This window comes from Erythrobacter sp. KY5 (assembly GCF_003264115.1).
GTDB lineage: Bacteria > Pseudomonadota > Alphaproteobacteria > Sphingomonadales > Sphingomonadaceae > Erythrobacter.
This window is the reverse complement of record NZ_CP021912.1, coordinates 709,779-731,434: the sequence shown is the minus strand read 5'-3', so window position 1 is coordinate 731,434 and position 21,656 is coordinate 709,779. Positions and strand designations below refer to the sequence as shown.

Genomic DNA, 21,656 nt, shown 5'->3' with positions numbered 1-21,656 from the left:
TAGTCAGGCAGCGACCGGGCTGTCGGAGCGACCGAACAGACCCGCTGCTGCCGAATCAGGTGTGGAATGGTCCGCCGCAACGCGCAGCTCGGCATCCTCGATCATGGCTGCGATCTCGTCGAGCAGCATCAGCCGCTGCTTCTTTAGCCGCGTGAGATATGCATCGGAGGTGCTGTCTATCTCGACCTCTATCCGGTGGATCGAGCGATTGAGAGCGTGATAGCGCCCGGCAAGGTTGCAGAAGTGATTGTCGGTCAGCTTGAGACGGGTCAGCGTCGCCGCGTCATGCGGGAACTCGTCGTGAAGCTCGTGAGGCGTGTGTGCGGACATGCGTTTCTCCTGATGCGTTTTGCATGAGGAGGCTTAAGCCCTTCTCCAACAAGCGTCTTTGACGTGCGTCAAAGGGCCTTGCCCAAGCGCCCGTGCAGTTCGACCCGACAGCAAAGCCGCACCTTCGAGGGGGACGAAGGCGCGGTTTTTGCGTGAGCTTGCGCTCTTTATCGAGGAGGCGCGGTTCAGCCCGGCTCGATGTCGTTCGTCGGTTCCGCGCCCGAAGGGGCCTCGGGTTCGGCGAGGTCGGGTTCGCCATAGACGTCTTCACCCGGGATTGCCGTCACCGGCTCCGCGCCGCCGTCCTCGTTCGCGACACCGACACCCGGCGCGGTTGCATCAACGACGGTGCTCTGTTCGATGGGAGCCTCCGCAACTTCGTCCGGTTCGGTGGTGCAGGCGGCCAGCGTGAAGCTGGTTGCGCAAACTGCGGTCATTAAGGTCATGATGGGCTTGAATGTCGTACGCATGGATCAGGTCCTTGAATTTGGTGTTCGAATTTGCCTGACCAATGCGCAGAGGCCCGCAAGCGTTCCATTTTCGCTGACACAAGCGGGCCACGCGCGCGGCTTACTCGCTCGGCGGCTTGGTTCCCGGCTCGCCGAATTCGGCGTTTTCCTCTTCGCCGAGGTCGGCCGTGTTGCCGGTGTCACCTTCGGCATCAGCGCCTTCGACGCCGGGGACTGCTTCGACGATCTCGTCGTCGCTGATCGCTTCGGGGTCATCGGCAATCGGAGTTTCGGGAAGGTCGTCCGCGCCCGCATTGGCGCTCTCGCTCTCGGCCGTGCAGGCCGACAGCGTCAATGCAGCGACAGCGGCAAGGGCGAAGGGGGTCTTGGTCATGAGGGTACGCATGGTGGGGTCTCCTGGGGGTTTCTCCTGTGTATCTGTCCCTAGCAACGCGGCAATGCGGCGCTAGGTTCCAAGAGGCGCTTCCGCCGCTAGCCTCCCTCTTCCGGCAAGGAGGGTGGGTATGGCGGCGCGGCGCCGTGATCGACACTGATGCTTTCGGCGAGGCGGAAGCGGCCTTCCTCGCTCATCCAGCGCCACACATGGATGTAGCGCGCCCCGCCCACCTGCACCCAGGTTGGCCCGCCCGGATCGTTCGCATCGTAGGTTCCCGCTGGCCGCATCCGGCGTTCGTGGAAGGTGTGCCCGCCCCGCTCGAGCACGCCCCAGTCGCCCAGCGGCGTGACTTGCCGCGTACCGGGCACCAGCAGACGCCGGTTGAGATAGCCCTCCTGCGGCCCGCCTTCCTCGCGGTCGGTGCAGCTTTGCGCAATCTGCTGCGCAAACTCGTCGCCGCTCTCGACCACCAGCCCGCCGACATCGTGGATCATGCGAAAGTCATCGGTGAGGTAGCGGCGCACCTTGTCCCCGTCGCACCCCTCGAACGCCGCCCAGAACAGCGCGCTGTCCTGCGCCGCGATGGTTTCGCGCGCGGTTTCGATGGGCGGGATCGCAGCCGGGGCCGGCGCGGCGCTTTGCGCGATAAGCAGGGCAAGGGCGGTGATCATGGATAGTGTCTCCCAAGGTGTATTACCTCAGTCATACACACGGCCCGATTCGGTGCAAGGCGAAGAGGCTTCGCAAAGCCCTCCCGGTGCGAGAAGTGGACCGCATGTTACACGGTCCAGGGCCAAAAACCGCAAAGTGTCACCGTCGCAGGCCAAAAGTGTCACCCTGCCCGCCAAAGTGTCACCCTGCGCGCTGAAAACGTCACTTTGCGAGGGGCACAGCGTCACCTTCGACGCCGCGCTCTCTTGTGGCGCAGCGCAGGGTTGGCAGGGCGGCAGGCAGGCACAGATCATGCGCCCGCAATACCACCACGCCCCGCCTGTAGGAAAACGCCGCGAGCGCCTCTTTTACGAAGCCGCCGTCCTCTCGCGCGAGATGATGGCGGTGATCTCGTCGAGCAGTTTGAGCCGCTGTTTCTTGAGGCTTTCGGTGCGCTCGTCGCTGGCCGCCTCGGTCTCCGCCTCGATCCGGTGCACCTCGCGGTTTACCTCGTGATATTCATCCGCGAGCCGCGCGTAATGCGCATCCTCGCCCTTCAGCCGGGTCAGGATTTCGCGGTGGCGCTTGAAGATTTCGGTCAGCGCGTTGGGCGTGTGCTGCGACATATTGGTGGCTCTCCCATCTGGTGTGTGAGCAAGCTCTAGGCGCGCGCCGCAGCGCGGTAATTGACCTGCATCAATTCGTGTCCCTGCCATCGCGGTGTAGGTTTGCCCCATGCCCGACCTGCGATCCCAGCCCGCTCCGCGCACCGCGACGAAGCGCGCGATTGCGGCGGGCACGGCCTATTGGGCGGTGGTCTTTGCCATCGGCTTCATGCTCGGCACCGTGCGCACCTTGTGGCTGGTGCCGCGCGTGGGAGAGGAGATGGCGGTCCTGATCGAGATGCCGATCATCATCGCCTCCTGTATGATCGCCGCGTGGCGGCTGACGGCGCGCTTCGCGATTGGCACCGTGCGAGCGGCGCTGGCGATGGGCGCGCTTGCCTTTGCGCTGTTGATGATGGCCGAACTTGCCCTTGCGGTGGGCGTCTTTGGCGAGACCCCGCGCGGCTGGCTTGCCGGTTTGTTTGAGCCGCCGGGAGTGTGGGGATTGCTGGGCCAGATCGGTTTTGCGCTGTTCCCGGCTGGCGTAGTGCTGGCGCGAAGGCCAGATGAGCGGATGCGAAGGCCGGCGTCTGAGGCTAAAAGAAACGCATGAGCAAAGTGACCGCCTGCGACGTGCCCGAAGGCAGCCTGCTCGCCCAGTTCGGCGACGCGAGCGATTATCGCGACTGTTTCTGGCGCGATGTACCGGGCGAAGTGACGCTCGCGCAGTTAATCGAGCGGTTCTACTCCAGCATGGCCTTCCTGCCCGAACGCCTGATCCTCAAAGCCCTGCGCACCCCCGCCGGGCGCGCCGACATCCGCGCGCTGGCCAGCGGCGAGACGGATAGGTTCGGCGCATGGAAGCTGGTGGAGCGACGGGAAGCGCGCTCAAGCAGCGGATCGGTAGCGCAAACAAACGCGCAGGTGTTGCTGGAGAGCAAGGACACGAGCACCGCCAGCTGGTTCTGCGTGGAACCGATGGGGGGCGGGTCGCGGCTTTACTTTGGATCGTGGGTCGGAGGGATCGACCAATCCGGCTGGCGTGCGGTGCTGTCGGCGCATGTTTGGTATTCGCGGGTGTTGTTGGGTGGGGTTTGATTACCGACCTGCGCGCGCTATCAGTGAGCGAATTGCTGATAGGTTCCAGATTGATGGTTGCTGACAATGTCCACTTTACATTTAGTCCCCGATGACATTCGCAAAGGCTACATCGTCCATGAATGGCGAAATGCAGCGGGAGTGCTAACTACAGCTTGCCCGAACGAGTGGGCCGACATTCTAGAAGTTCTCCGAGCATTCGAACTAACTAAGACGGACATTTTGACAGCAGGAGGACGAAAGTCGCCCATCGCCGAGAAGCTTGATGGCAAATTCTACGAACTAGGCTGGGTAGAAAAGAGCTTCGACACAAAAATCGAAGTCGATGGGCATGAGTACGAAACTCCCACCCATAGTGTCGATTGTTTTAAAGGTCGCGTCGGTGTGGAAGTAGAATGGAACAACAAGGACCCATTCTACGATCGCGACCTAAACAACTTTCGACTGCTATTCGATCTTCGAGTTATCGATGTTGGCGTGATAATCACTCGGGCAAGCGATCTGCAAACGATCTTCAAGCGTTTAGGCAAAGGATCGAGCTACGGAGCATCCACGACCCATCATAGCAAACTTGTCCCTAGACTGGAGGGTGGCGGAGGCGGAGGCTGCCCGATTTTGACTTTTGCTATCTCGCCCGAACTCTATGTGGATGACAGTGCCATGCTATGAGCCAGACGCGCTGTGGTTGGCATAAGTTGCCCAGTCAGGTTCGTAGGTATCATCGGCCTGATTGCCCCAAACCGTCCAACCCTTTCGGACACCACGACTGAAAAGCTCAATCCTCGGCCCCCAACTACAACCCTCGATGATTGGGTACTGCTCATCAGGCTTCCGGCTATGCTCTCGCTTTTGGCTACGGATGATATTCACTTGTCGTCTACCCATATCAAGCGTCCGAACATTTTTCCCGCGAACACCAAATAAAAGGATTTCCGTCACGTTGCGGAAGTAGAAGCCGACACCGCGTCCATCAGGTCCGCCATCCTTACGCACTTTCTCCCAAACGATGTTCGAGACGTAGCGAAAGCCCCACTCTTCCATCACTCGCATTCCATCGGGTAAAAGTGCGTTCGGAACCCAAAGATAAAGGTGCGCACGATCAGCCGCTATGTCAGCCACAGGAAGTTCACAAATTTCGTCGAGCTTCATCGTCGCATAACGATTTAAGCGCTTATGTTCTGGTGCGACTTTGCCGGTGCGATTTTGAAACTGCCAAGGCGGATCTGCCAGAATGGTTCCAAATTGACGCCCATTAGCGGTCCGCAAAAGATTTGCGCTTGGTTCTTGACTGCCGTCTGGATCTAACATTCGAGCCTCCGCGCTCTTGATGAGAACAAAACGAGATCTGAATCATTCAGACCACCCAGTCAAGGGATTGCCACCAAAGTTGCAGCAACTACTCCGCCGCTTCGAACATATCCGGGCCGTCCTCGCCTTCGGCGTCTTCGTTGACGGCCTTGGCTTTCTGGCGGTTGTCGAAGCTTGACCACACGTCGTTCCAGTTGCCCTTGGTCGCGCCTTTTGAATATTCAGTTGCGCGGGCTTCGAAGAAGTTGGCGTGCTCGACACCGTTCAGCAGCGGGCTGAGCCATGGCAGCGGGTGTTCATCGATCATGTAGATCGGCTGAAGGTTCAACTGGCCCAGTCGCCAGTCAGCGATGTAGCGGATATATTTCTTGATGTCCTTGGCCGTCATCCCTTCGACCGGGCCCATTTCAAAGGCGAGGTCGATGAACGCGTCTTCGAGGCGGACGGTCTTTTGGCAGATGTCGATGATGTCTTCCTTCACCGCCTTGGTCAGGCAGTCGCGCTCTTCGCAGAAGGTGTGGAACATCTTGATGATGCCTTCGCAGTGCAAGGTTTCATCGCGCACCGACCAGCTGACGATCTGGCCCATGCCCTTCATCTTGTTGAAGCGCGGGAAGTTCATCAGCATCGCGAAGGATGCAAACAGCTGCAGCCCTTCGGTAAAGCCGCCGAACATGGCGAGCGTGCGGGCGATGTCCTCGTCGGTGTCGACGCTGAACTGGTGCATGTAATTGTGCTTGTCGGCCATTTCCTCATAATCGAGGAAGGCGGAATATTCGCTCTCGGGCATGCCGATCGTGTCGAGCAGGTGGCTGTATGCCGCGATGTGGACCGTCTCCATGTTGGAGAAGGCGGCGAGCATCATCTTGATCTCGGTCGGCTTGAACACGCGGCCATATTTGTCGTGATAGCAATCCTGCACCTCGACATCGGCCTGCGTGAAGAAGCGGAAGATCTGGGTGAGCAGGTTGCGCTCATGCTCGGTCAGGTTCTGCGCCCAGTCGCGGCAATCTTCGCCCAGAGGCACTTCCTCGGGCATCCAGTGGATCTGCTGCTGACGTTTCCAGAACTCATACGCCCAGGGGTATTCGAACGGCTTGTAGGTGTTCCGGGCTTCGAGCAACGACATCTTGTGGTCCCTTTGTCTGGCGTGAACGACTCATATAGGGAATCAGGCTACGGATTCGAAGGCAAGCAGTGACTCATCGCCGGGGATAAACCGTGCAAAATCCGAGTCGGGCGGAGGCAGGCGAAAAGCTTCGCAAAGCCTCTTGTGCGCAGTGCATCAACTTAACGTGCATAGCATACAAGCGCCGGGCCGCCTGCGCGATTTTTTGGGCCTGCACGGTTTTTCGGAACGCTCGCGCGCCGGTCTTTGTAAATCAGGGGAAGACGAGAAAGACGAAAGGACCCGCCCATGGCCAACAACAGCCCGCTTACCGGCCCCTTCCCCGAAGGAGACAGCCGCAACATCACCCTCACCAAGTCCGACCATCCGTTCGAACCCGAACGCTCCGGCCCGGCAGAACCGCGCTACCGCGAAGACGGCGCGCCGCGATCGGTTATGGGGAACCTCCCCTATGGTGAGAATGACAACGATACGGTCGCGCAGAGGAGCGCGAAGGAAAGTCTGCGCTAAAGACCTCTCGCGACCCGAATACGAAGAGCCGCCCCTACCGCCAAACGGCGCGAGGGCGGCTTTTTCGTGCCTAGCCTCTGGCTTTCTTCGATCCGAAAAAGCTTCCGCCTCCCAGCACCGTGATGCCCAGGAAGAAGCCGAAATCGTACCACGCGCCCGAATTGGGCACGGCATAGACCGCAATGTCAGGCGAAAAGAGCGAGCCGATCCACGCCCACGGGAAGATGAAACCGTGTTAGATACCCCAGAACACGCCGGGCGCGTCTGGATCGGTGCTGACCCCGGCGTCGATCTGGCTCGCGCAGGCGGACAGCAGCAGCGCAAGAGCAAAGGCGGCGATTACCCGCATCATGCGCTCATCACCTGAAACAGCACGATCAGCCACAGCACCGGAATGAACAGCGTCGCCATCGCGATATGCAGGCGTCCGGCATTGGCGAGGTGTCCTTCGCCCCGGCGGATGTGTCGTATTCCATTGGCAACGAATGCGAGCGCCACCAGTGTGCCCCCGATCCCGACCCATATTTGCAGCGGCATGCTCTTCTCCCTTCAAGCGGGAGCAAGATTGCCACACTTTCGAGAAGCGCGCGAGGGGTGCGTCAGCAGAAACGCTGTGGGCGGGTGTCGTTTATCTGGCTGAAGGTCGCAGAGATATTGGCTTGCGACGGGCCGGGCACGTGGCTCGCCTGAAATCCATCGACCTGCGCCTGCGAAAGCGGCTGCGCGAAGCCGATGCCCACCTCGCCTTTCGCAATCCACTTGACGATCGCGCGGTGGGGGCCGGTTCCGGCCACCATGATCTGGATCGGAGAGCCGAGGGTGAAGCTGCGCTCGCCCTTCTCGAAACGGCAACCGCCAACCGAGACATCGCGCAAGATCACATCGTGCGGGTCGCCAAGATCAGCGAGATACCGTCCCGGAACATTGCTGAGCTTGCGCTTGGTCTGCCTCGTTTTCATGCTTCAGAGCGATACATGATCGGGCTTAAAGCCTGGTAAAATATACTGGCGCGGGGGCGTTATGGGGCTGTGTCCGCAAAATCGCTCAGGGGTCTGCCGATACACTCGGACAGCAGCGCAGCCTCCTCCCCCAGCCCCGCCGGCGCGGCGACCGTGCTTACCGTTTCGTCATCCCACACGAACCGCACCTCCTCGACAATCGCCAGATCGCGCGCGACCCAGCCGGGTGCGGCGGACATGAAAGCAGGCCCGGTGCCATCGTCGAGAAACCGGATCGTGCCCTCGCCAAGCTCCTCGCTCCGGCCATCTGAAAGCCGCAGGAGAAATCCGAAATAGCCCGCATCTTCGCTGTTATCCGGCGGGGTAATGGGGCCCGCATCAAAACTGACGCGCACGAATTCGCCCTCTCGCCCGGCGATGACGGTCATGTCGCTGGGCGAGCCTGCGATGCGAAGCGAGCAGAATTCCTCATCCGCAATCACGACATTGCCGGCGGCGGTGCGACCGAATTCGTTCGCGGGTGCGGGGGCGCAAGCCGCGAGGCCCAGTGCCGAGGCAAAAAGGCATGGCGCAACGCAAAACGCGGCCCAACCGGGGGTTGGACCGCGTCTTGTCATGAAACTGCCGGCTCGGATCACTGGCAGCTCAAACATTCCTCGTAATCGGTCTGCCCGCCTTCTGCCGACCCAGCGGCGAGTTCGAACTTGGCCGCGTCGGCGGTGTTGTCCGCTTCGACCCCGCCTGCAAAACCGGCGCGCTGAACCGACTTCGAGCGCAGGTAATAGAGCGACTTGATGCCTTTCTCCCATGCCTGGAAGTGCAGCATCATCAGGTCCCACTTGTCGACGTCAGCCGGGATGAACAGGTTCAGCGACTGAGCCTGGTCGATATAGGGCGCGCGGTCGGCTGCAAATTCCAGCAGCCAGCGCTGATCGATCTCGAAGCTGGTCTTGAAGCTCGCTTTTTCCTCTTCGGTAAGGAAGTCGAGATGCTGAACCGAGCCGCCCTTCTCGAGGATCGAGTTCCAGACATTGTTCGAGTTCTTGCTCTTCTTGTCGAGCAGCTTTTCAAGATACGGGTTCTTCACGACGAAGCTGCCCGAAAGCGTCTTGTGCGTGTAGATGTTGGCCGGGATCGGCTCGATGCAGGCGCTCGTGCCGCCGCAGATGATCGAAATCGACGCGGTCGGCGCGATTGCCATCTTGCAGGAAAAACGCTCCATCGCGCCCATTTCGGCCGCATCGGGGCAAGGTCCACGCTCCTGCGCGAGCAGCATCGAAGCCTCGGACGCCTTGGCCTGAATGTGCTTGAACATTTTCAGGTTCAGCGCCTTGGCCATTGCGCTTTCAAAGCCCAGCCCCTTCTGTTGGAGGAAGGAGTGGAAGCCCATCACGCCAAGGCCGACCGAACGCTCCCGCTCAGCCGAATAGCGCGCGCGGGCCATTTCGTCGGGTGCGCGGTCGATATAGTCCTGAAGAACGTTGTCGAGGAAGCGCATGACGTCTTCGATGAATTGCTTGTCGGTCGACCATTCGTCCCACTTCTCAAGGTTGAGCGAGCTGAGGCAGCAGACCGCGGTGCGATCGTTACCGAGGTGGTCGATACCGGTCGGCAGCGTGATTTCCGAACACAGGTTCGAGGTTGAGACCTTGAGGCCCAGATCGCGGTGATGCTTGGGCATCATTCGGTTCACGGTGTCGGAGAAGACGATATAAGGCTCGCCCGTTGCAAGGCGGCATTCGACCAGCTTCTGGAACAGCGAACGCGCATTGACGGTGCCGCGCACCTCGCCGGTCTTGGGCGACTTGAGGTCGAATTCCGACCCGTCGCGCACGGCTTCCATGAACTCGTCGGTCAGCAGTACGCCGTGGTGCAGGTTCAGCGCCTTGCGATTGAAGTCGCCCGAAGGTTTGCGGATTTCGAGGAATTCCTCGATCTCCGGGTGGCTGACGTCGAGATAGCAGGCCGCAGACCCACGCCGCAGCGAGCCTTGCGAAATCGCCAGCGTGAGCGAATCCATGACGCGCACGAACGGGATGATGCCGCTGGTCTTGCCGTTGAGGCCGACCGGCTCACCAATGCCGCGCACATTGCCCCAATAGGTGCCGATGCCGCCGCCCTTGGAGGCAAGCCAGACATTCTCGTTCCAGGTGCCCACGATGCCGTCGAGGCTGTCGGACACCGAGTTGAGATAGCACGAGATCGGCAGGCCGCGCGCCGTACCGCCGTTTGAAAGAACGGGGGTCGCGGGCATGAACCACAGGTTCGAGATGTAATCGTAGAGCCGCTGTGCGTGATCCTGATCGTCGGCATATGCATCGGCGACGCGGGCGAACAGGTCCTGATACTTCTCACCGGGCAGCAGGTAGCGGTCGGTCAGCGTTTCCTTGCCGAATTCGGTGAGGTTCGCATCGCGCGCTTCGTCGATCTGCACGTCGAAGCGGCGGTCGTTGACCTTCTTGCTGTCGGGAGTGGCTGCGGCCTTGGCGGCCTGCGCCACGGCATTGCCCAGCGCTTCTGCGCTTTTGGTTGCGATCAGTTCCTCGCTACCTGAATCCGACTTGTCCATCGTAACGGCCTTTTCGTTCTTGATTTCGGCGCCGAGGGTTTCCCCGGTGTCAGCATCACTAAGCACTTCGTCACCTGCCTTGAATTCCATCACTGCCCCGTTTCGCGTCAACTCAGTCGCGTTCTCGTCGAATCGGTTGCTTGCGTTTCGCTCGTCTTATCCGAAAAGCGCGCATGTTCCGATTCTGTTCTGCACCAATCCATCGACAGCTTCTGCACTGCTTTGCCCCTCCGGGCTCACAGGCTTATCCGCCAACACATCAACATTCGGCCCCGTTTTGCCCCTTTGTCGCAGCGACTCCTTCCCTGATCGCGCCCTTTGCTGTTGTGCTTGGGGCTCGAGAGTGAGCGCTATAATTTGGGGGTCCAACGCGAACCGAACCACTAGATACTGAATCAGCGCGGGTATCGGGTCAACGGGTGATTAACCCTAATTCGTTCAGGCAGGCCGGTGTATTGTCATGCTGCAACGCCGCGACGCGTGGTCAAAGCTTGAGTCGCGAGACGCGCAAGACCCAAAATGAATCTGTGAAGAAAAATTTGGTGATTGAATCATTTGAATCAAGCCGTGAATCATTAGCAGGCGGCGTGGAAATTATATTGCGCGCACGGCCCCAACGGGCGCTATCCCTAGCGTCATGTCGAACCACGGAAACCTTCGCCAATGAGTTGATCGACCGGCACTAGGGTCCGTACTCAATAAGGACTGGTGCTGTTGAGTGATTGGTGATTCAAGGCTGTTGGAAGGAGCCTTGGATGAGCAAGCATCTTTACTGGTTGGACGATCAGTCGTGGGCGGCGATTGAGCCTTTGCTGCCCCGTGGTCGGCGCGGTGCACGGCGGGTTGATGATCGGCGCGTGATCTCGGGGATCATGCACATGCTCAAGACGGGTGCCCGGTGGCGCGATTGCCCTTCTGAGTATGGTCCCTACACGACGGTCTACAACCGCTTCAACCGGTGGAGCCGACAGGGCGTGTGGCAAGACATCTTCTATGCTCTGACCGGATCGAGCGGGGTGATCGGCGGGGTCACCGCCTCGGTGGACTCGATGCACATCAAGGCGCATCGCTCGGCAGCGGGCGCAAAAGGGGGGCCTTCCATCACTGTATCGGGCGCTCGCGCGGCGGTCGTACCACCAAGGTTCACGCCCTGACCGATGAGCGGGGACGGCCCCTCGCTCTGGTCCTGACCCCCGGCAACACGCATGATCTGACAGGCGCGCGCGATCTGCTGGCCATCACCGGTGCGCCCCGCCGCCTGCTGGCCGATCGCGCCTATGACGCGCGGTCCCTGCGCGACTGGCTTGCCGAGCACGGCTGCGAACCAGTCATCCCGCCCAACCCGACCCGCAAACACCCGCACACATACGACGCTCTCGCCTACAAGCAGCGCAACGGGATCGAACGCTTCTTCTGCCGCCTGAAAGACTTCCGACGCATCCACACCCGCTACGACAAGCGCGCAGACATCTTCCTCTCTGCAATACTCATCGTCGCCGCCATCATCTGGTGGGCTAATTGAGTCCCGACCCTAAAGCGCTCCCTTGGGGTGGCGCTGGTGATCGAAGCGATCCAGTGCACGATTAACCAGGGCGCTGCGCTGATGGACCGGGCGCGCGGCTGGGGCGGCGCGGTCAGGCGCTCACGCTTTGCGCTGTGCTGACCGAGCGGGTGTGCCCGGTGATCTCATCAACCATGCGGTCCACCAGATCGAGCGGCAGATCGTGCCCCCAGCCCGGAATGGTGACGAGCTTTGCGCCGGGAATGTGCTTCGCTGTATCCTTGCCTGCTTCGAGCTTCACCAGCGGATCGTCCTCGCCATGAAGCACCAGCGTGGGCGTCGTCACCTGAGCCAGCCTTGAGCGCCGGTCGCCATCGTCGATGATCGCGGCGAGCTGACGCGGCAGGCCGGGCGGATAGACGCTGCGCTGAACCAGCGCCTGCACCCGCTTGCGCCGCGCTTCGGGATCGGCGGGAAAGCCGGGGCCGGTGATGTTGCGCGCGATGTTGATGCCGTGCTCGATCACGGCCTCCTCCTCCATCGAGGGCAGCGGCGCGGTGAGCGCTTCGATCGCGCGCTTTTCCGCCTGGGGCAGGCGCGGATTGCCGGTGGTCGACATGACCGAGGTGAGCGAGAGCAGGCGTTCGGCATGGTGGATCGCCATCAGCTGCGCGATCATCCCGCCCATCGACGCGCCGACCACATGCGCGCGTTCGATCTCGAGCGCTTCGAGCAGCGCGATCCCGTCATCGGCCATGTCGCGCAGGGTGTAAGGCACCGCCATCGGAAAGCCGATCCGCTTGCGCAGCAATTGCCAGACCAGCTTGGGCGGCTTTGCATCGCCCATCTTTTGCGACAAGCCGATGTCGCGATTGTCGTAGCGCACGACGTGATAGCCCTTCGAAGCGAGCGCCTCGACAAATTCGATCGGCCAGTGCGCCAATTGCGCGCCTAGCCCCATGACAAGCAGGATCGTTTCGTCCCTTGGATTGCCGTGGGTTTCGTAACACAGCTCAATTCCGTTGGCCGTGATGTGCGGCATAATCTGCTCCTGCTGCGCCCTTCGTGTGGGGCCTTGTTCAATACGATAATGAACAAAGCGCCTTTGCCCGGTCAGATCAAGCGTCGAGGCGCAGCTATGCGGCACAAAGCAAAGGCCCCGCCCGGCCTTTTCGCGCGGATGCAATACGCACGAGAAAGACCGGACGGGACAGCGACTTGGCAGGCCAGGGGCTGCTAGCCGCCAAGCGTGATAAAGTCGTCACCTGCTGCAAGGCGGGCGCTTTCGGTGCGCTGGAGCTGCGCATTGAGCTCGCGATATTCGCGCGGGCTTTCGGCAAAGATGATGTTGGCGAGGAACTGCGCGTTCTCGGCATCGGCAACGGGCACGTCGCTCATATCACCAAGCCAGCGCAGCGCATGCTGAGCCGTGCGGGCAGACGCGCGGTCGCCGGTATTGGTGACCAGCTCGACATTGGCAGGCTTGCCATCGTCGCCCATTTCAAAGGTCAGCTGGACGATGCCCGAGGCCGGACGCAGATTGCGGCGGGCAGGCTCACGCTGAAGCGCCCGGTTGAGCGTCGCGTTGGCGTTTTCGCGCCACTCGGCATACTTTTCGGGCGAGGTGACGACGATTGCGTCGGAATGCTCGGCAGCGGCAGGCGCGGCGAAAGCGAGAGCAGCAGCCAGAACGGCGGCAGGAGCGATTGCAAACTTAACGGGGGTCTTCATTGGATCATCCTCTTTTCCAAACGGGTTGGGTCTTGTCGGATGATCGGCCGGAAAACGCCTGGAGCAGCAGGGCATCAGCCCACGCCCGCTTTAGCTTTCAGCATTAGGGTCGATCAGGTGCTTTGGGAGAGAAACGGGGTAGATCGGGGTCTCCCTCAGCAGCCATGTGAAAAGTGCACTTTGAGCACGATTCTATCAATCACGGCTCTGCCAACGGGCAAATCTATCGTTTGGCGGACATAAAACGCGACGAACGACATAGTGGCGTCGACAAGTGTAGTCGCCTGATCGGTCGGTAATTCGCTGAATTCGAACGCGCCCTAGCGCCAGTTCGGACCGCCAATGGGGAAGCCTTGCGCCTCCAACTGGTCGAGCACGCCGTCCGTTTCGGCCAGCACCCGCAACGGGACCACCGCGACGGTGACGCCGGACTGCTCGGAGGCATCGGCGATCATGCTGACCCACTGCCCGCGTATCTCTTCGCCCAGCTCATCATCCGCCCATGGCCAGCACTGGCCAAGCGCGATTTCGAGCGGGTTTTCCATCACCGCCGGCACATCATACCGGCGCCAGTCCGCGCCGCGTTTCTCGATGATGTCCGGCCCCGCTTCGGTCGCGCTCATCGCGGCTTCGAGGCAGGGAATGTGGCTGCGCGGATCGGCTTCGGCGAGGTTATCGAGCAGGTCTTCGCCGCGAAAGCGCTCTGGCCGGATGATCGGAATATCGGCATCATCGGCGGCATCCTTCACCACCTCGGTCGCATCGTCGGTCGTCTCGTCATCGAAGTCGAGCCGCCGCGCGAGGAGGTCAAAGCTCGTCATCAGGAAGGAGCCGCGATCATAGTCCTTGTCGTACTCCGCTTCGAGCGCGGCGAGCCGGGCGCGCTGAGCTGCGTCAAGGTAATCGGCAGCGACCGAGCCATCGGGCAGCTTGGTAAAGCTCCCCCCGCGAAAGATCAGCCGCAGCACATCGCCGGGCGAAAACTTGGGCCGCGCGCGGATGATGACGCGGTCAGCTTCCTCGGTTGCTTCCTCGAGCCGGTCGGGAAACCACGGCGTCGACTTGGGCACAGCGCGAATCTCGCCGACAAGGATAACGGTCCCGGTCGGCGTCTCGATAAACCACATCGGCGCGCCGGAGCGCTGAGCGGTGACGACGATCTGGCTTTGCGAGGTCGGGGCAGGGTCTTGGGCCGCCACGGGAGCAGCACCAAGCGCGGTCAGGGCGAACAGGAGGGGGATGGTACGCATGGCGGCTTCGATATCCCTTCAAAGCTGCATACCGCTTGAACGCGCTGGGTCCCCGCGTTCGCGGGACGCTAGGATGGCAAAGGATCGAAACCCAATTTCTCGGCCATATCCTTCCATTGCGGATTTTCGGCTTCGATAAGCTCCAGCTTCCATGCCCTGCGCCATTTCTTAATGCGCTTCTCTCGAATGATAGCGGCTCCCATGTCGCCATGATGCTCGAACCAGACGAGACGGTTGACGCCGTATTCCTTGGTGAATCCGCTGAATGTCCCATCCCTGTGCTGCGCGATCCGGACCGCGAGATCGGAGGTTACGCCGCAGTAGAGGGTGCCGTTGCGTTTGGAAGCGAGGAGGTAAACCGTCGGGAGGGAGTTCGGCTGCATAATAACCCCACTTTGTCATTCCCGCGAAAGCGGGAACCTAGGATCACGTGGTTCTGATCAGCCCCTGGGTCCCCGCTTTCGCGAGGATGACAGGGGGGCTCACGGCACCAACACCGTGTCCTTCACCACGTCGCTCGTCTCGGGGTAGTCCATCGTGAAGTGCAGCCCGCGGCTCTCCTTGCGCGCCAATGCTGAGCGCACGATCAGCTCTGCTGCCTGCAACAGGTTGCGCAGTTCGATGAGGTCGGTGGTGACGACGAAGCTGCCGTAATATTCCTCGACCTCGCGCTTGAGCATCTCGATCCGGTGCTGCGCGCGTTCGAGCCGTTTTGTGGTGCGAACGATGCCGACATAGTTCCACATGAAGCGGCGAATCTCGGTCCAGTTCTGCTTGATGACGACCTGCTCGTCTGAATCCGAAACGCGGCTTTCGTCCCACGGCAGGATCGCGGGCGGTTCCGGCAGCTCCTCCCACATGGTGAGGATGTCGGATGCCGCAGCCTCTCCGAAAACGAAGCATTCGAGCAGCGAGTTGGACGCAAGCCGGTTCGCGCCGTGAAGGCCGCTTTCGGTGCATTCGCCCGCCGCCCAAAGCCCCGGCAGATCGGTTCGGGCATACAAGTCCACCACCACGCCGCCGCAGGTGTAATGCTGTGCGGGCACGACAGGGATCGGCGCCTTCGTCATGTCGATGCCAAGGCCCATCAGCTTTTCGTAGATCGTCGGGAAATGCCCCTTCACGAAGTCGGCTGGCTGGTGGCTGATGTCGAGGTGGACGTAATCGAGGCCGAAGCGCTTGATCTGGTCGTCGATTGCGCGCGCCACGATATCGCGCGGGGCAAGCTCCATTCGCTCGGCATCGTAATCGGTCATGAAACGGTAGCCGGTCTCAGGATGAAAGAGCCGCCCGCCCTCGCCGCGAACGGCCTCGGTGATGAGGAAGTTCTTGACCTCCAGATTGTAGAGGCAGGTGGGGTGGAACTGCATCATCTCCATGTTGGAAACGCGCGCGCCTGCCCGCCATGCCATCGCGATCCCGTCTCCGGTCGCGCCGCGCGGGGCGGTCGAGAACTGGTAGACGCGGCCTGCGCCTCCCGCAGCAAGGATGGTCGCGCGCGCAACGTGGCGTTCGACCGCGCCGGTCTCCTCGTTCAAGGCATAGACGCCCCAGACATGGCCCGCGCCCGAATAATGTTCACGGTGGCGGTCGGTGATGAAGTCGATGCAGGTGCGCCCGCCCAGCATGGTGATGTTGGGGCTGGCATCTGCCGCTTTCAGCAAGGCTTCCTGCACCGCCCACCCGGTCGCATCGTCGACATGCACGATCCGGCGATGCGAGTGCCCGCCTTCGCGGGTGAGGTGTAGGGAATCGGTATCCTTGTTGAAAGGCACGCCCAGCTCGACCAGCCGTTCGATGCTTTCAGGCGCGCGTTCGATCACGAATTCGACCGCTTCGATATCGTTGAGCCCCGCACCCGCCACCATCGTGTCGCGCACGTGGTTCTCAAACGTGTCGCCCGCATCGAGAACCGCGGCGATCCCCCCTTGCGCCCATGCGGTAGAACCGCCGGTCAGCGAGCCTTTTGCCAGCACAAGCACTTTAAGCCGGGTCGCAAGTTCGAGCGCAGCGGTTAGTCCGGCAGCCCCGGAGCCTATAACGATGACATCGAACTCGCCGTTCGCAAAAGCTTCGGATGGTGCTTGTTTTTCCATTCCTCCTGCCATGGCTCGTGTCGCTTCGACTGGCAAGGGTGAGCCGTTCATGTCCGATCGCACGGTGAGTCGTGACTCAAATCGCGTGAACCGCCTGCCGCCTGCGATCAAGCGAGGCAGGCGACATGGGAGTGTCATTTCAGCGGTGGTAAGATGTTTTAACGGCGAGCCAGCACGATGCCCATGCTACACCCCAGAGCATGATCGCGTGCAGATAGAGCCGGTAAGCAAGAGAGCACCCAACCCCTTACGTGAAGTCGCAAGCTCCATGTCCGTTATAGCCTCGATCAATTGCCTGCGCGGTAGCCATGAACCCCTGCGCCGCGATGTCGAATGGAATGGCAAATGCTATGTCGGTGCATGCCGCCATTGCGGCAAACCGATAGAGCGCAAATCTCACCGCAAGTGGCGCGAAGCCTCGGTTGAGACGGCCTGATAAATCGGCAACCGGCTAGGGCCTATTCGCCGAGCGCGAAACAATCGAGATCATCGGCCACGCTGACCTGTCCGTCGTAATTGGCGGCCCCTGCAATGGGACCACCGCTACCCGGGACCTGCAGGGCAACGTCGGTCACGGGTCACGGGGCACGGGGCACGGGTCACGGGGCAAGGGGCACGGTTCAGGCGCCCGTTCCCGTCAGCTGGACGAATACGTCTTCAAGGTCGGCCTCGCGCGTAGTCACGTCTTCGATGGTGAGGCCCTGTTCCTGCAGGATGGCAAGAACCTGACCCGCGCTCAGGCGGTCCTTATCATAAGTGACCTCGACCCCGCGAACCCCGGTCAGCTCGACCTTGTGAAACGCCTCGTGCGAAGGCGCGGCGGCGAGGTCGGAGGCGAGTGTCACCGCGACGATCTTCTCGCGCGCCATGTCGATCAGTTCGCGGGTCGGTTTCTTCGCGATAAGTTCGCCGTGATTGATGATCGCGATTTCGTCGCAAAGCTCTTCGGCTTCTTCGAGATAGTGCGTGGTGAGAACCACCGTTACGCCTTCGCGGTTCAATTCGGTCACCAGCTCCCACAGCTGGCGGCGCAGTTCGACATCGACCCCGGCGGTCGGTTCATCGAGCACGAGGATCGGCGGCGAGTGGACCATCGCCTTTGCCACCAGCAGCCGCCGCTTCATCCCGCCGGACAAGGTGCGGGCATAAGCATTGCGCTTGTCCGACAGGCGCACGGCCTCCAGCAGAGCCTCGCTGCGGCGCTCACTGGCCGGAATGCCATAAAAGCCGCCCTGGTTCTCAAGCACCTCGAACGGCGTGAAGAACGGGTCGAACACAATTTCCTGAGGAACGATCCCGATCGCTCGGCTGGCATTGCGGCGCTGGGTGTCGATATCGAAGCCCCAGATCTCGGCAGATCCGCTGGTCTTGTTAACGAGACCGGCCAGAATATTGATCAGCGTCGACTTGCCCGCGCCATTGGGGCCAAGAAGGCCGAAGATCGAGCCTTCGGGCACGTCGAAGCTCACGCCCTTGAGCGCCAGCTTGCCTTGCGCCTCTGCACCTTTTGCGCCCTTCGGCGCGGCGTAGCGTTTGACCAGATTGTCGATGCGGATGGCAGGAGGGTTCATGGCGTAAAGCCCTTACGCATGAAGTTTGCGCGCGCAAAGGGCGCAATGTGTAACCGGCGCGTTAACCAGGTGTGGTCAGCATCGGATGACGCTCTCGCCCTATTGCCGGGAGCGTGATGAAGAGATTCGCTTCGATTCCCGGCGTCGGATTGGCGCGCCGCGTGGCCGCAACCTGTGCGCTGCTCGCCGCCGCCATGGCGCTGCCGACCGCGGCTCATGCGCGGTCGAGCGACAGCTACGATGCGCGCGCGGCGGTGATCACGCCGCTTTCGATCACGAAGCTCAGCGATCTCGATTTCGGAGACATGGTGGTCACCACCGGCGGCACGGTGGTTCTTACCCCGACCGCAACCGCAACCTGCGCCACGACCGGCGGCGTCATTCACAGTGCCGAATGCGTGCCCGCCACCTTTGTCGGCCTTGGTCAGTCGGGTCAGCGCGTGCGCGTACGTAGGCCGATCGGCAACACGATCGCGCTGACAGGGCCCGGCACCGACATGACCGTCACCAACATAACGATCGACGGTGATCCCGACCTCGTTCCGGTCCGCTCCAACCCCAACTGGGAGCGGTATACGATCGGGTCTGCGGACGGCACTTTCGTTTTCCGTGTCGGCGGCACGCTGAACGTCAATGCGGGCCAGTTGCCCGGTATCTATACCGGCACCTTCGATATCCGCCTCGATTACCAATAGGTCTGCAATGCCTGTGCTATCCTTGCGAAACGCCCGCTTATCGCAGACGAGGCTTCTTCTGATCTGCGCCATGCTGTTCGCTCTTTTGGGGCTTGCCGCCCCTCAGGCCGCACAGGCGCAGGATGCGTCAAGCACGACCGCTGTGGTTCGTATTCCGGGCGAAACGCGCATCGAAAAGCTCGGCGATCTGAACTTCGGAGACATCCTGCCGGGCACCGACGGTGGAACGATCACGATCAATCCTGCCGGGAATGTCTCGACCACCGGCACGGTCCAGTCGCTTGGCGGCGATCCGGCGGCGGCGGAATTTCTGATCACCCGCCAGATCCTTGCGGATTTTCCCAGCTATGACGGGCCGCAGGCGGGCGACACGATTGAGCTGACACATATCAGCCTGCCGGGCGAAACGATGAGATTGCGCGATTTCAGCACCGATTTCGACCGCCCCGGCTTCTTCGGCCTGCCCGCATATTTCTTCCGAACCAGCTTCGATTTTCGCGTCGCGGGCACGCTGGATGTTGCAGCCGATCAGGAACCGGGAAGCTATCTGGGGTTCTTCACGGTCATCATCGACTACAACTGACTTGCCAGCAGGTCGCATTTGCCCAGTTGAAATCGGCCTCCAGCCCGACTAATCCACGCGCCCATGAACACGCCTCCACCTGAAACTATTATGGTAGACACGCGCCGCGTCAGTTGTGACGGCGCAAGCGCCATTCGCGGCGGGGACAATTATCGCCCGGCTGCGCTCGGCCATCCGCGGATCTATCTCGAGATTGACGAGCACGGCTATGTCGATTGCGGCTATTGCGACCGGCGCTTCGTTCTCAAGGGCGGCCCGGCGGACGGAGTGGACCAGGCGAGCCTGCCCGATATCTCCGAAGGCGCCGACCCCGGCCATCGCTGAACATCGAACGCATTTTCTGACGCATCTCAAGTGCGGGTTAACCTGTTTGCTGTAGCGCTGAACAAAACGGGTTTACGGGATTTTCGATGCAGCTTGGGAAGATGGTTCTCGCCTTTGCGTTGGTAGCTATGTCGCTTTTCGCGATTCCTGCCGCCGCGTCCGCGCAAGCGACACAGCCGTCGAACGCGGAAGCCTTTCTCGTGACGCCGCTGAGCTTCGTAAAGGAGCTCGACCTCGATTTCGGCCAGATCATTCCCGGCAACACCGATGGCACGGTGGTCATGGATTCCACCGGCGCAGTCACGACAACCGGGGGCGTTGTTCAGATAAGCGGGACGCAGCAGCCGGCCCGCTTCTGGGGATATGGCAGTTTCAACCAGCGCGTGCTGATCAATGTCGATGCCAATTCCTACACCCTGACGCGTGAAGGGGGCACGGAGACGATGATCATGGACCAGATCCTGATCGGAAGCCGCCCGCCCATCATCATCAACACCAATCCACGCAGATTTCGCATCATTAACCCGGACGGGTATTTCTCATTCACCATGGCGGGCAGATTGCAAGTGGCTGCCGATCAGGCGCCCGGCGTCTATTCGGGCGAATTCACGGTGACGCTCGAATACCAGTAATTGCGTTCATCGCCGCGCTCATCCCCTATTCAGCTAGCCTGTCATAGCTTTCTCACGACAACATCGGAGAAGTGCGACATGACCAAGCCGGTAACACCCCTCTCTCGCTCGCCCCTCTTTCGCAAAGGCGTCCCCGCAGCGGCAATTGCTGCGCTGGCATTGGCCGCATCGCAGCCTGCCATCGCTGAGAAAAACGGGGCCGAAGAACACGGCGAGGAACCAGCAGCCGAGATGACCAAGGGCGAAGAGCGCCTTGCGAAACTGCTCGAAGGGCGCGTCGCAGGCGAACCGCAACGCTGCATTCGCAACACGCTCAACCAGCCGGTGACCATCATCGATGAAACCGCGATCGTCTATGGGCGCGGGAACACCATCTATGTTCAGCGCACCAAGCACCCTGAACGGATCGACGATCGCGACGCCCTTGTCTCGCGGCGCTTCAACGCCAGCCAGGTTTGCAGGCTCGACATCGTCAACACGATTGACCCGCTGAACGGCTTTTTCACGGGCGCTGTCTTCTTTGAAGACTTCATTCCCTACACCCGTGCAGAGAATAGCGACGGCTAAGCTTGCAGACAGCGCTTGGTCTCAGCCGCTTGGTCGGTAGCGATCGGGTGATGCTCAGCTGAAGGTGTAAGCCGGATTTCCTCATGCTGCACTTCTTCCTTTAAGGGGTCGCCCCTCCGCGACCGGAGCCGCGCGATCGCGCGCCTGTAATTAACGAGCACATCCATTGAAGCCAGCTCCGTTGCGACAGGCAGCGAATCCCCTGCGCTCTCGATCACCAAAGGCGCACCGCTACGCTCGGCCTGGCGGATCGCTTCCACTTCCTCGCGCAATTCATTAAGCGGAGGCATCTGTGCGAACATGGTTTGCCGCGCCTTGGCCCGCGGTGACGTGTACTCATACGCTGTTGCCATACGAGAGCGCGATGGAAGCGCGACCGGTTGATCACCCGACCGGCGGTTTTCGTTTCGAGCGAACCGGCTGCTCTCATCGTCGAGGGTCAGTGTAAAAAAGGGACCGATGCGTGCCACCGATTGCCGCACGCTGTGCGAAGGCCGCAGCGGCCCCAGCTTTTTTGCGAGCAGCCAGCCCGCCGCTCCGGTCGTAAAGCTGGACACGATCCAGCCGCCAAGCCCAATCCATTCAAGCATCTGCGCTCCCGCCCCGTTCGTCTGGTCATTGGGCGACCTGCCGAACTCAATTCCCGATTGATCCCAGCTCCGAAAATCGCGGATTTCTGCAAACAAAACGCTTCGCGCGCC

29 protein-coding genes are annotated in these 21,656 nt (G+C 61.1%); 11 read left to right on the top strand and 18 right to left on the bottom strand.

Translation table 11 applies throughout. The features are described from left to right. Nucleotides 1–3 precede the first annotated feature (3 nt). From CD351_RS03565 to CD351_RS03545, 5 genes are all read right to left on the bottom strand, one after another. Complete coding sequence (locus tag CD351_RS03565) at nucleotides 4–330, bottom strand: YdcH family protein (RefSeq protein ID WP_111991345.1); 327 nt, start codon at nucleotides 328–330, stop codon at nucleotides 4–6. A 185-nt stretch (nucleotides 331–515) separates the two neighbouring features. Continuing rightward, complete coding sequence (locus tag CD351_RS03560) at nucleotides 516–800, bottom strand: hypothetical protein (protein WP_111991344.1); 285 nt, start codon at nucleotides 798–800, stop codon at nucleotides 516–518. A 100-nt stretch (nucleotides 801–900) separates the two neighbouring features. Beyond that, a complete protein-coding gene (locus CD351_RS03555) occupies nucleotides 901–1,185 on the bottom strand; it encodes a hypothetical protein (RefSeq protein ID WP_162627590.1) in 285 nt (94 codons plus the stop codon). A gap of 86 nt (nucleotides 1,186–1,271) precedes the next feature. Beyond that, nucleotides 1,272–1,847: a DUF4440 domain-containing protein gene (locus tag CD351_RS03550; protein WP_111991342.1), complete on the bottom strand. Its 576-nt coding sequence runs from the start codon at nucleotides 1,845–1,847 to the stop codon at nucleotides 1,272–1,274. A 348-nt stretch (nucleotides 1,848–2,195) separates the two neighbouring features. Further along, the gene (locus CD351_RS03545; RefSeq protein ID WP_111991341.1) at nucleotides 2,196–2,453 is read right to left on the bottom strand and encodes a YdcH family protein; all 258 of its coding nucleotides are present in this window, start codon (nucleotides 2,451–2,453) and stop codon (nucleotides 2,196–2,198) included. A 109-nt stretch (nucleotides 2,454–2,562) separates the two neighbouring features. Here CD351_RS03545 and CD351_RS03540 point away from each other — a divergent pair, with 109 nt between their 5' ends. The 3 genes from CD351_RS03540 (at nucleotide 2,563) to CD351_RS03530 (ending at nucleotide 4,199) form a co-directional block, all read left to right on the top strand. Continuing rightward, nucleotides 2,563–3,045, top strand: coding sequence for a hypothetical protein (locus CD351_RS03540; RefSeq protein WP_111991340.1), 483 nt, complete (start codon nucleotides 2,563–2,565; stop codon nucleotides 3,043–3,045). After that, nucleotides 3,042–3,530 (top strand): hypothetical protein, encoded by a 489-nt coding sequence (locus CD351_RS03535; protein ID WP_111991339.1) that lies wholly within the window; start codon nucleotides 3,042–3,044, stop codon nucleotides 3,528–3,530. The genes CD351_RS03540 and CD351_RS03535 overlap by 4 nt, the downstream gene beginning before the upstream one ends. A 66-nt stretch (nucleotides 3,531–3,596) precedes the next feature. Further along, nucleotides 3,597–4,199 carry a BglII/BstYI family type II restriction endonuclease gene (locus tag CD351_RS03530; RefSeq protein WP_111991338.1) on the top strand — a complete coding sequence of 201 codons (603 nt, stop codon included), beginning with the start codon at nucleotides 3,597–3,599 and terminating at the stop codon, nucleotides 4,197–4,199. On the opposite strand, the gene CD351_RS03525 is transcribed toward CD351_RS03530, so the two are convergent. Together CD351_RS03525 and CD351_RS03520 are read right to left on the bottom strand one after the other, a co-directional pair. Beyond that, the gene (locus tag CD351_RS03525) at nucleotides 4,194–4,838 is read right to left on the bottom strand and encodes an MT-A70 family methyltransferase (protein ID WP_111991337.1); all 645 of its coding nucleotides are present in this window, start codon (nucleotides 4,836–4,838) and stop codon (nucleotides 4,194–4,196) included. The genes CD351_RS03530 and CD351_RS03525 overlap by 6 nt on opposite strands. A gap of 88 nt (nucleotides 4,839–4,926) precedes the next feature. After that, the gene (locus CD351_RS03520; protein ID WP_007166027.1) at nucleotides 4,927–5,967 is read right to left on the bottom strand and encodes a ribonucleotide-diphosphate reductase subunit beta; all 1,041 of its coding nucleotides are present in this window, start codon (nucleotides 5,965–5,967) and stop codon (nucleotides 4,927–4,929) included. 288 nt (nucleotides 5,968–6,255) lie between these two features. On the opposite strand from CD351_RS03520, the gene CD351_RS03515 reads away from it, so the two are divergent. Next, a complete protein-coding gene (locus tag CD351_RS03515) occupies nucleotides 6,256–6,477 on the top strand; it encodes a hypothetical protein (protein ID WP_111991336.1) in 222 nt (73 codons plus the stop codon). A gap of 348 nt (nucleotides 6,478–6,825) precedes the next feature. Here the strand turns inward: CD351_RS03515 and CD351_RS03505 are convergent, their stop codons facing one another. The 4 genes from CD351_RS03505 to CD351_RS03490 form a co-directional block, all read right to left on the bottom strand. Continuing rightward, nucleotides 6,826–7,014, bottom strand: a complete 189-nt coding sequence (locus CD351_RS03505) for a hypothetical protein (protein ID WP_111991335.1) — start codon at nucleotides 7,012–7,014, stop codon at nucleotides 6,826–6,828. A gap of 62 nt (nucleotides 7,015–7,076) precedes the next feature. Continuing rightward, on the bottom strand, nucleotides 7,077–7,436 hold the full coding sequence (locus CD351_RS03500) for a PilZ domain-containing protein (protein WP_111991334.1): 360 nt from the start codon (nucleotides 7,434–7,436) through the stop codon (nucleotides 7,077–7,079). Nucleotides 7,437–7,495: 59 nt separating this feature from the next. Then, nucleotides 7,496–8,053: a hypothetical protein gene (locus tag CD351_RS03495; protein WP_111991333.1), complete on the bottom strand. Its 558-nt coding sequence runs from the start codon at nucleotides 8,051–8,053 to the stop codon at nucleotides 7,496–7,498. Nucleotides 8,054–8,070: 17 nt separating this feature from the next. After that, nucleotides 8,071–10,095, bottom strand: a complete 2,025-nt coding sequence (locus CD351_RS03490; protein ID WP_111991332.1) for a ribonucleoside-diphosphate reductase subunit alpha — start codon at nucleotides 10,093–10,095, stop codon at nucleotides 8,071–8,073. 665 nt (nucleotides 10,096–10,760) lie between these two features. Between CD351_RS03490 and CD351_RS03485 the strand changes: the two genes are divergently transcribed. Next, a protein-coding gene (locus CD351_RS03485; RefSeq protein WP_369880616.1) for an IS5 family transposase occupies nucleotides 10,761–11,527 on the top strand; the annotation gives its coding sequence in 2 pieces (ribosomal slippage) (nucleotides 10,761–11,093 and nucleotides 11,096–11,527; 765 coding nt in all). Between the two features lie 112 nt (nucleotides 11,528–11,639). On the opposite strand, the gene CD351_RS03480 is transcribed toward CD351_RS03485, so the two are convergent. From CD351_RS03480 to nadB, 5 genes are all read right to left on the bottom strand, one after another. Beyond that, nucleotides 11,640–12,548, bottom strand: a complete 909-nt coding sequence (locus CD351_RS03480; RefSeq protein ID WP_111993566.1) for an alpha/beta fold hydrolase — start codon at nucleotides 12,546–12,548, stop codon at nucleotides 11,640–11,642. Nucleotides 12,549–12,742: 194 nt separating this feature from the next. After that, nucleotides 12,743–13,237: a hypothetical protein gene (locus tag CD351_RS03475; RefSeq protein WP_111991331.1), complete on the bottom strand. Its 495-nt coding sequence runs from the start codon at nucleotides 13,235–13,237 to the stop codon at nucleotides 12,743–12,745. A 320-nt stretch (nucleotides 13,238–13,557) separates the two neighbouring features. Next, a complete protein-coding gene (locus CD351_RS03470; protein ID WP_234027203.1) occupies nucleotides 13,558–14,487 on the bottom strand; it encodes a TraB/GumN family protein in 930 nt (309 codons plus the stop codon). Between the two features lie 68 nt (nucleotides 14,488–14,555). Beyond that, nucleotides 14,556–14,870 (bottom strand): GIY-YIG nuclease family protein, encoded by a 315-nt coding sequence (locus CD351_RS03465; protein WP_111991330.1) that lies wholly within the window; start codon nucleotides 14,868–14,870, stop codon nucleotides 14,556–14,558. A gap of 99 nt (nucleotides 14,871–14,969) precedes the next feature. Further along, nucleotides 14,970–16,583: an L-aspartate oxidase gene (nadB, locus tag CD351_RS03460; protein ID WP_111991329.1), complete on the bottom strand. Its 1,614-nt coding sequence runs from the start codon at nucleotides 16,581–16,583 to the stop codon at nucleotides 14,970–14,972. Nucleotides 16,584–16,851: 268 nt separating this feature from the next. Between nadB and CD351_RS15665 the strand changes: the two genes are divergently transcribed. Further along, a complete protein-coding gene (locus CD351_RS15665; RefSeq protein ID WP_162627589.1) occupies nucleotides 16,852–17,019 on the top strand; it encodes a hypothetical protein in 168 nt (55 codons plus the stop codon). Between the two features lie 184 nt (nucleotides 17,020–17,203). Here the strand turns inward: CD351_RS15665 and CD351_RS03455 are convergent, their stop codons facing one another. Continuing rightward, nucleotides 17,204–18,154 carry an ABC transporter ATP-binding protein gene (locus CD351_RS03455; RefSeq protein ID WP_111991328.1) on the bottom strand — a complete coding sequence of 317 codons (951 nt, stop codon included), beginning with the start codon at nucleotides 18,152–18,154 and terminating at the stop codon, nucleotides 17,204–17,206. 116 nt (nucleotides 18,155–18,270) lie between these two features. Here CD351_RS03455 and CD351_RS03450 point away from each other — a divergent pair, with 116 nt between their 5' ends. From CD351_RS03450 to CD351_RS03430, 5 genes are all read left to right on the top strand, one after another. Continuing rightward, nucleotides 18,271–18,849, top strand: a complete 579-nt coding sequence (locus tag CD351_RS03450; protein ID WP_111991327.1) for a DUF4402 domain-containing protein — start codon at nucleotides 18,271–18,273, stop codon at nucleotides 18,847–18,849. Nucleotides 18,850–18,919: 70 nt separating this feature from the next. Further along, nucleotides 18,920–19,432: a DUF4402 domain-containing protein gene (locus CD351_RS03445; protein WP_162627588.1), complete on the top strand. Its 513-nt coding sequence runs from the start codon at nucleotides 18,920–18,922 to the stop codon at nucleotides 19,430–19,432. A gap of 63 nt (nucleotides 19,433–19,495) precedes the next feature. After that, nucleotides 19,496–19,756 carry a zinc-finger domain-containing protein gene (locus CD351_RS03440; protein WP_111991325.1) on the top strand — a complete coding sequence of 87 codons (261 nt, stop codon included), beginning with the start codon at nucleotides 19,496–19,498 and terminating at the stop codon, nucleotides 19,754–19,756. 86 nt (nucleotides 19,757–19,842) lie between these two features. Beyond that, complete coding sequence (locus CD351_RS03435) at nucleotides 19,843–20,388, top strand: DUF4402 domain-containing protein (RefSeq protein ID WP_111991324.1); 546 nt, start codon at nucleotides 19,843–19,845, stop codon at nucleotides 20,386–20,388. Nucleotides 20,389–20,466: 78 nt separating this feature from the next. Beyond that, nucleotides 20,467–20,955, top strand: a complete 489-nt coding sequence (locus CD351_RS03430) for a hypothetical protein (RefSeq protein ID WP_111991323.1) — start codon at nucleotides 20,467–20,469, stop codon at nucleotides 20,953–20,955. Here the strand turns inward: CD351_RS03430 and CD351_RS03425 are convergent. Further along, the gene (locus CD351_RS03425; protein ID WP_162627587.1) at nucleotides 20,952–21,545 is read right to left on the bottom strand and encodes a hypothetical protein; all 594 of its coding nucleotides are present in this window, start codon (nucleotides 21,543–21,545) and stop codon (nucleotides 20,952–20,954) included. The genes CD351_RS03430 and CD351_RS03425 overlap by 4 nt on opposite strands. Nucleotides 21,546–21,656 lie beyond the last annotated feature (111 nt).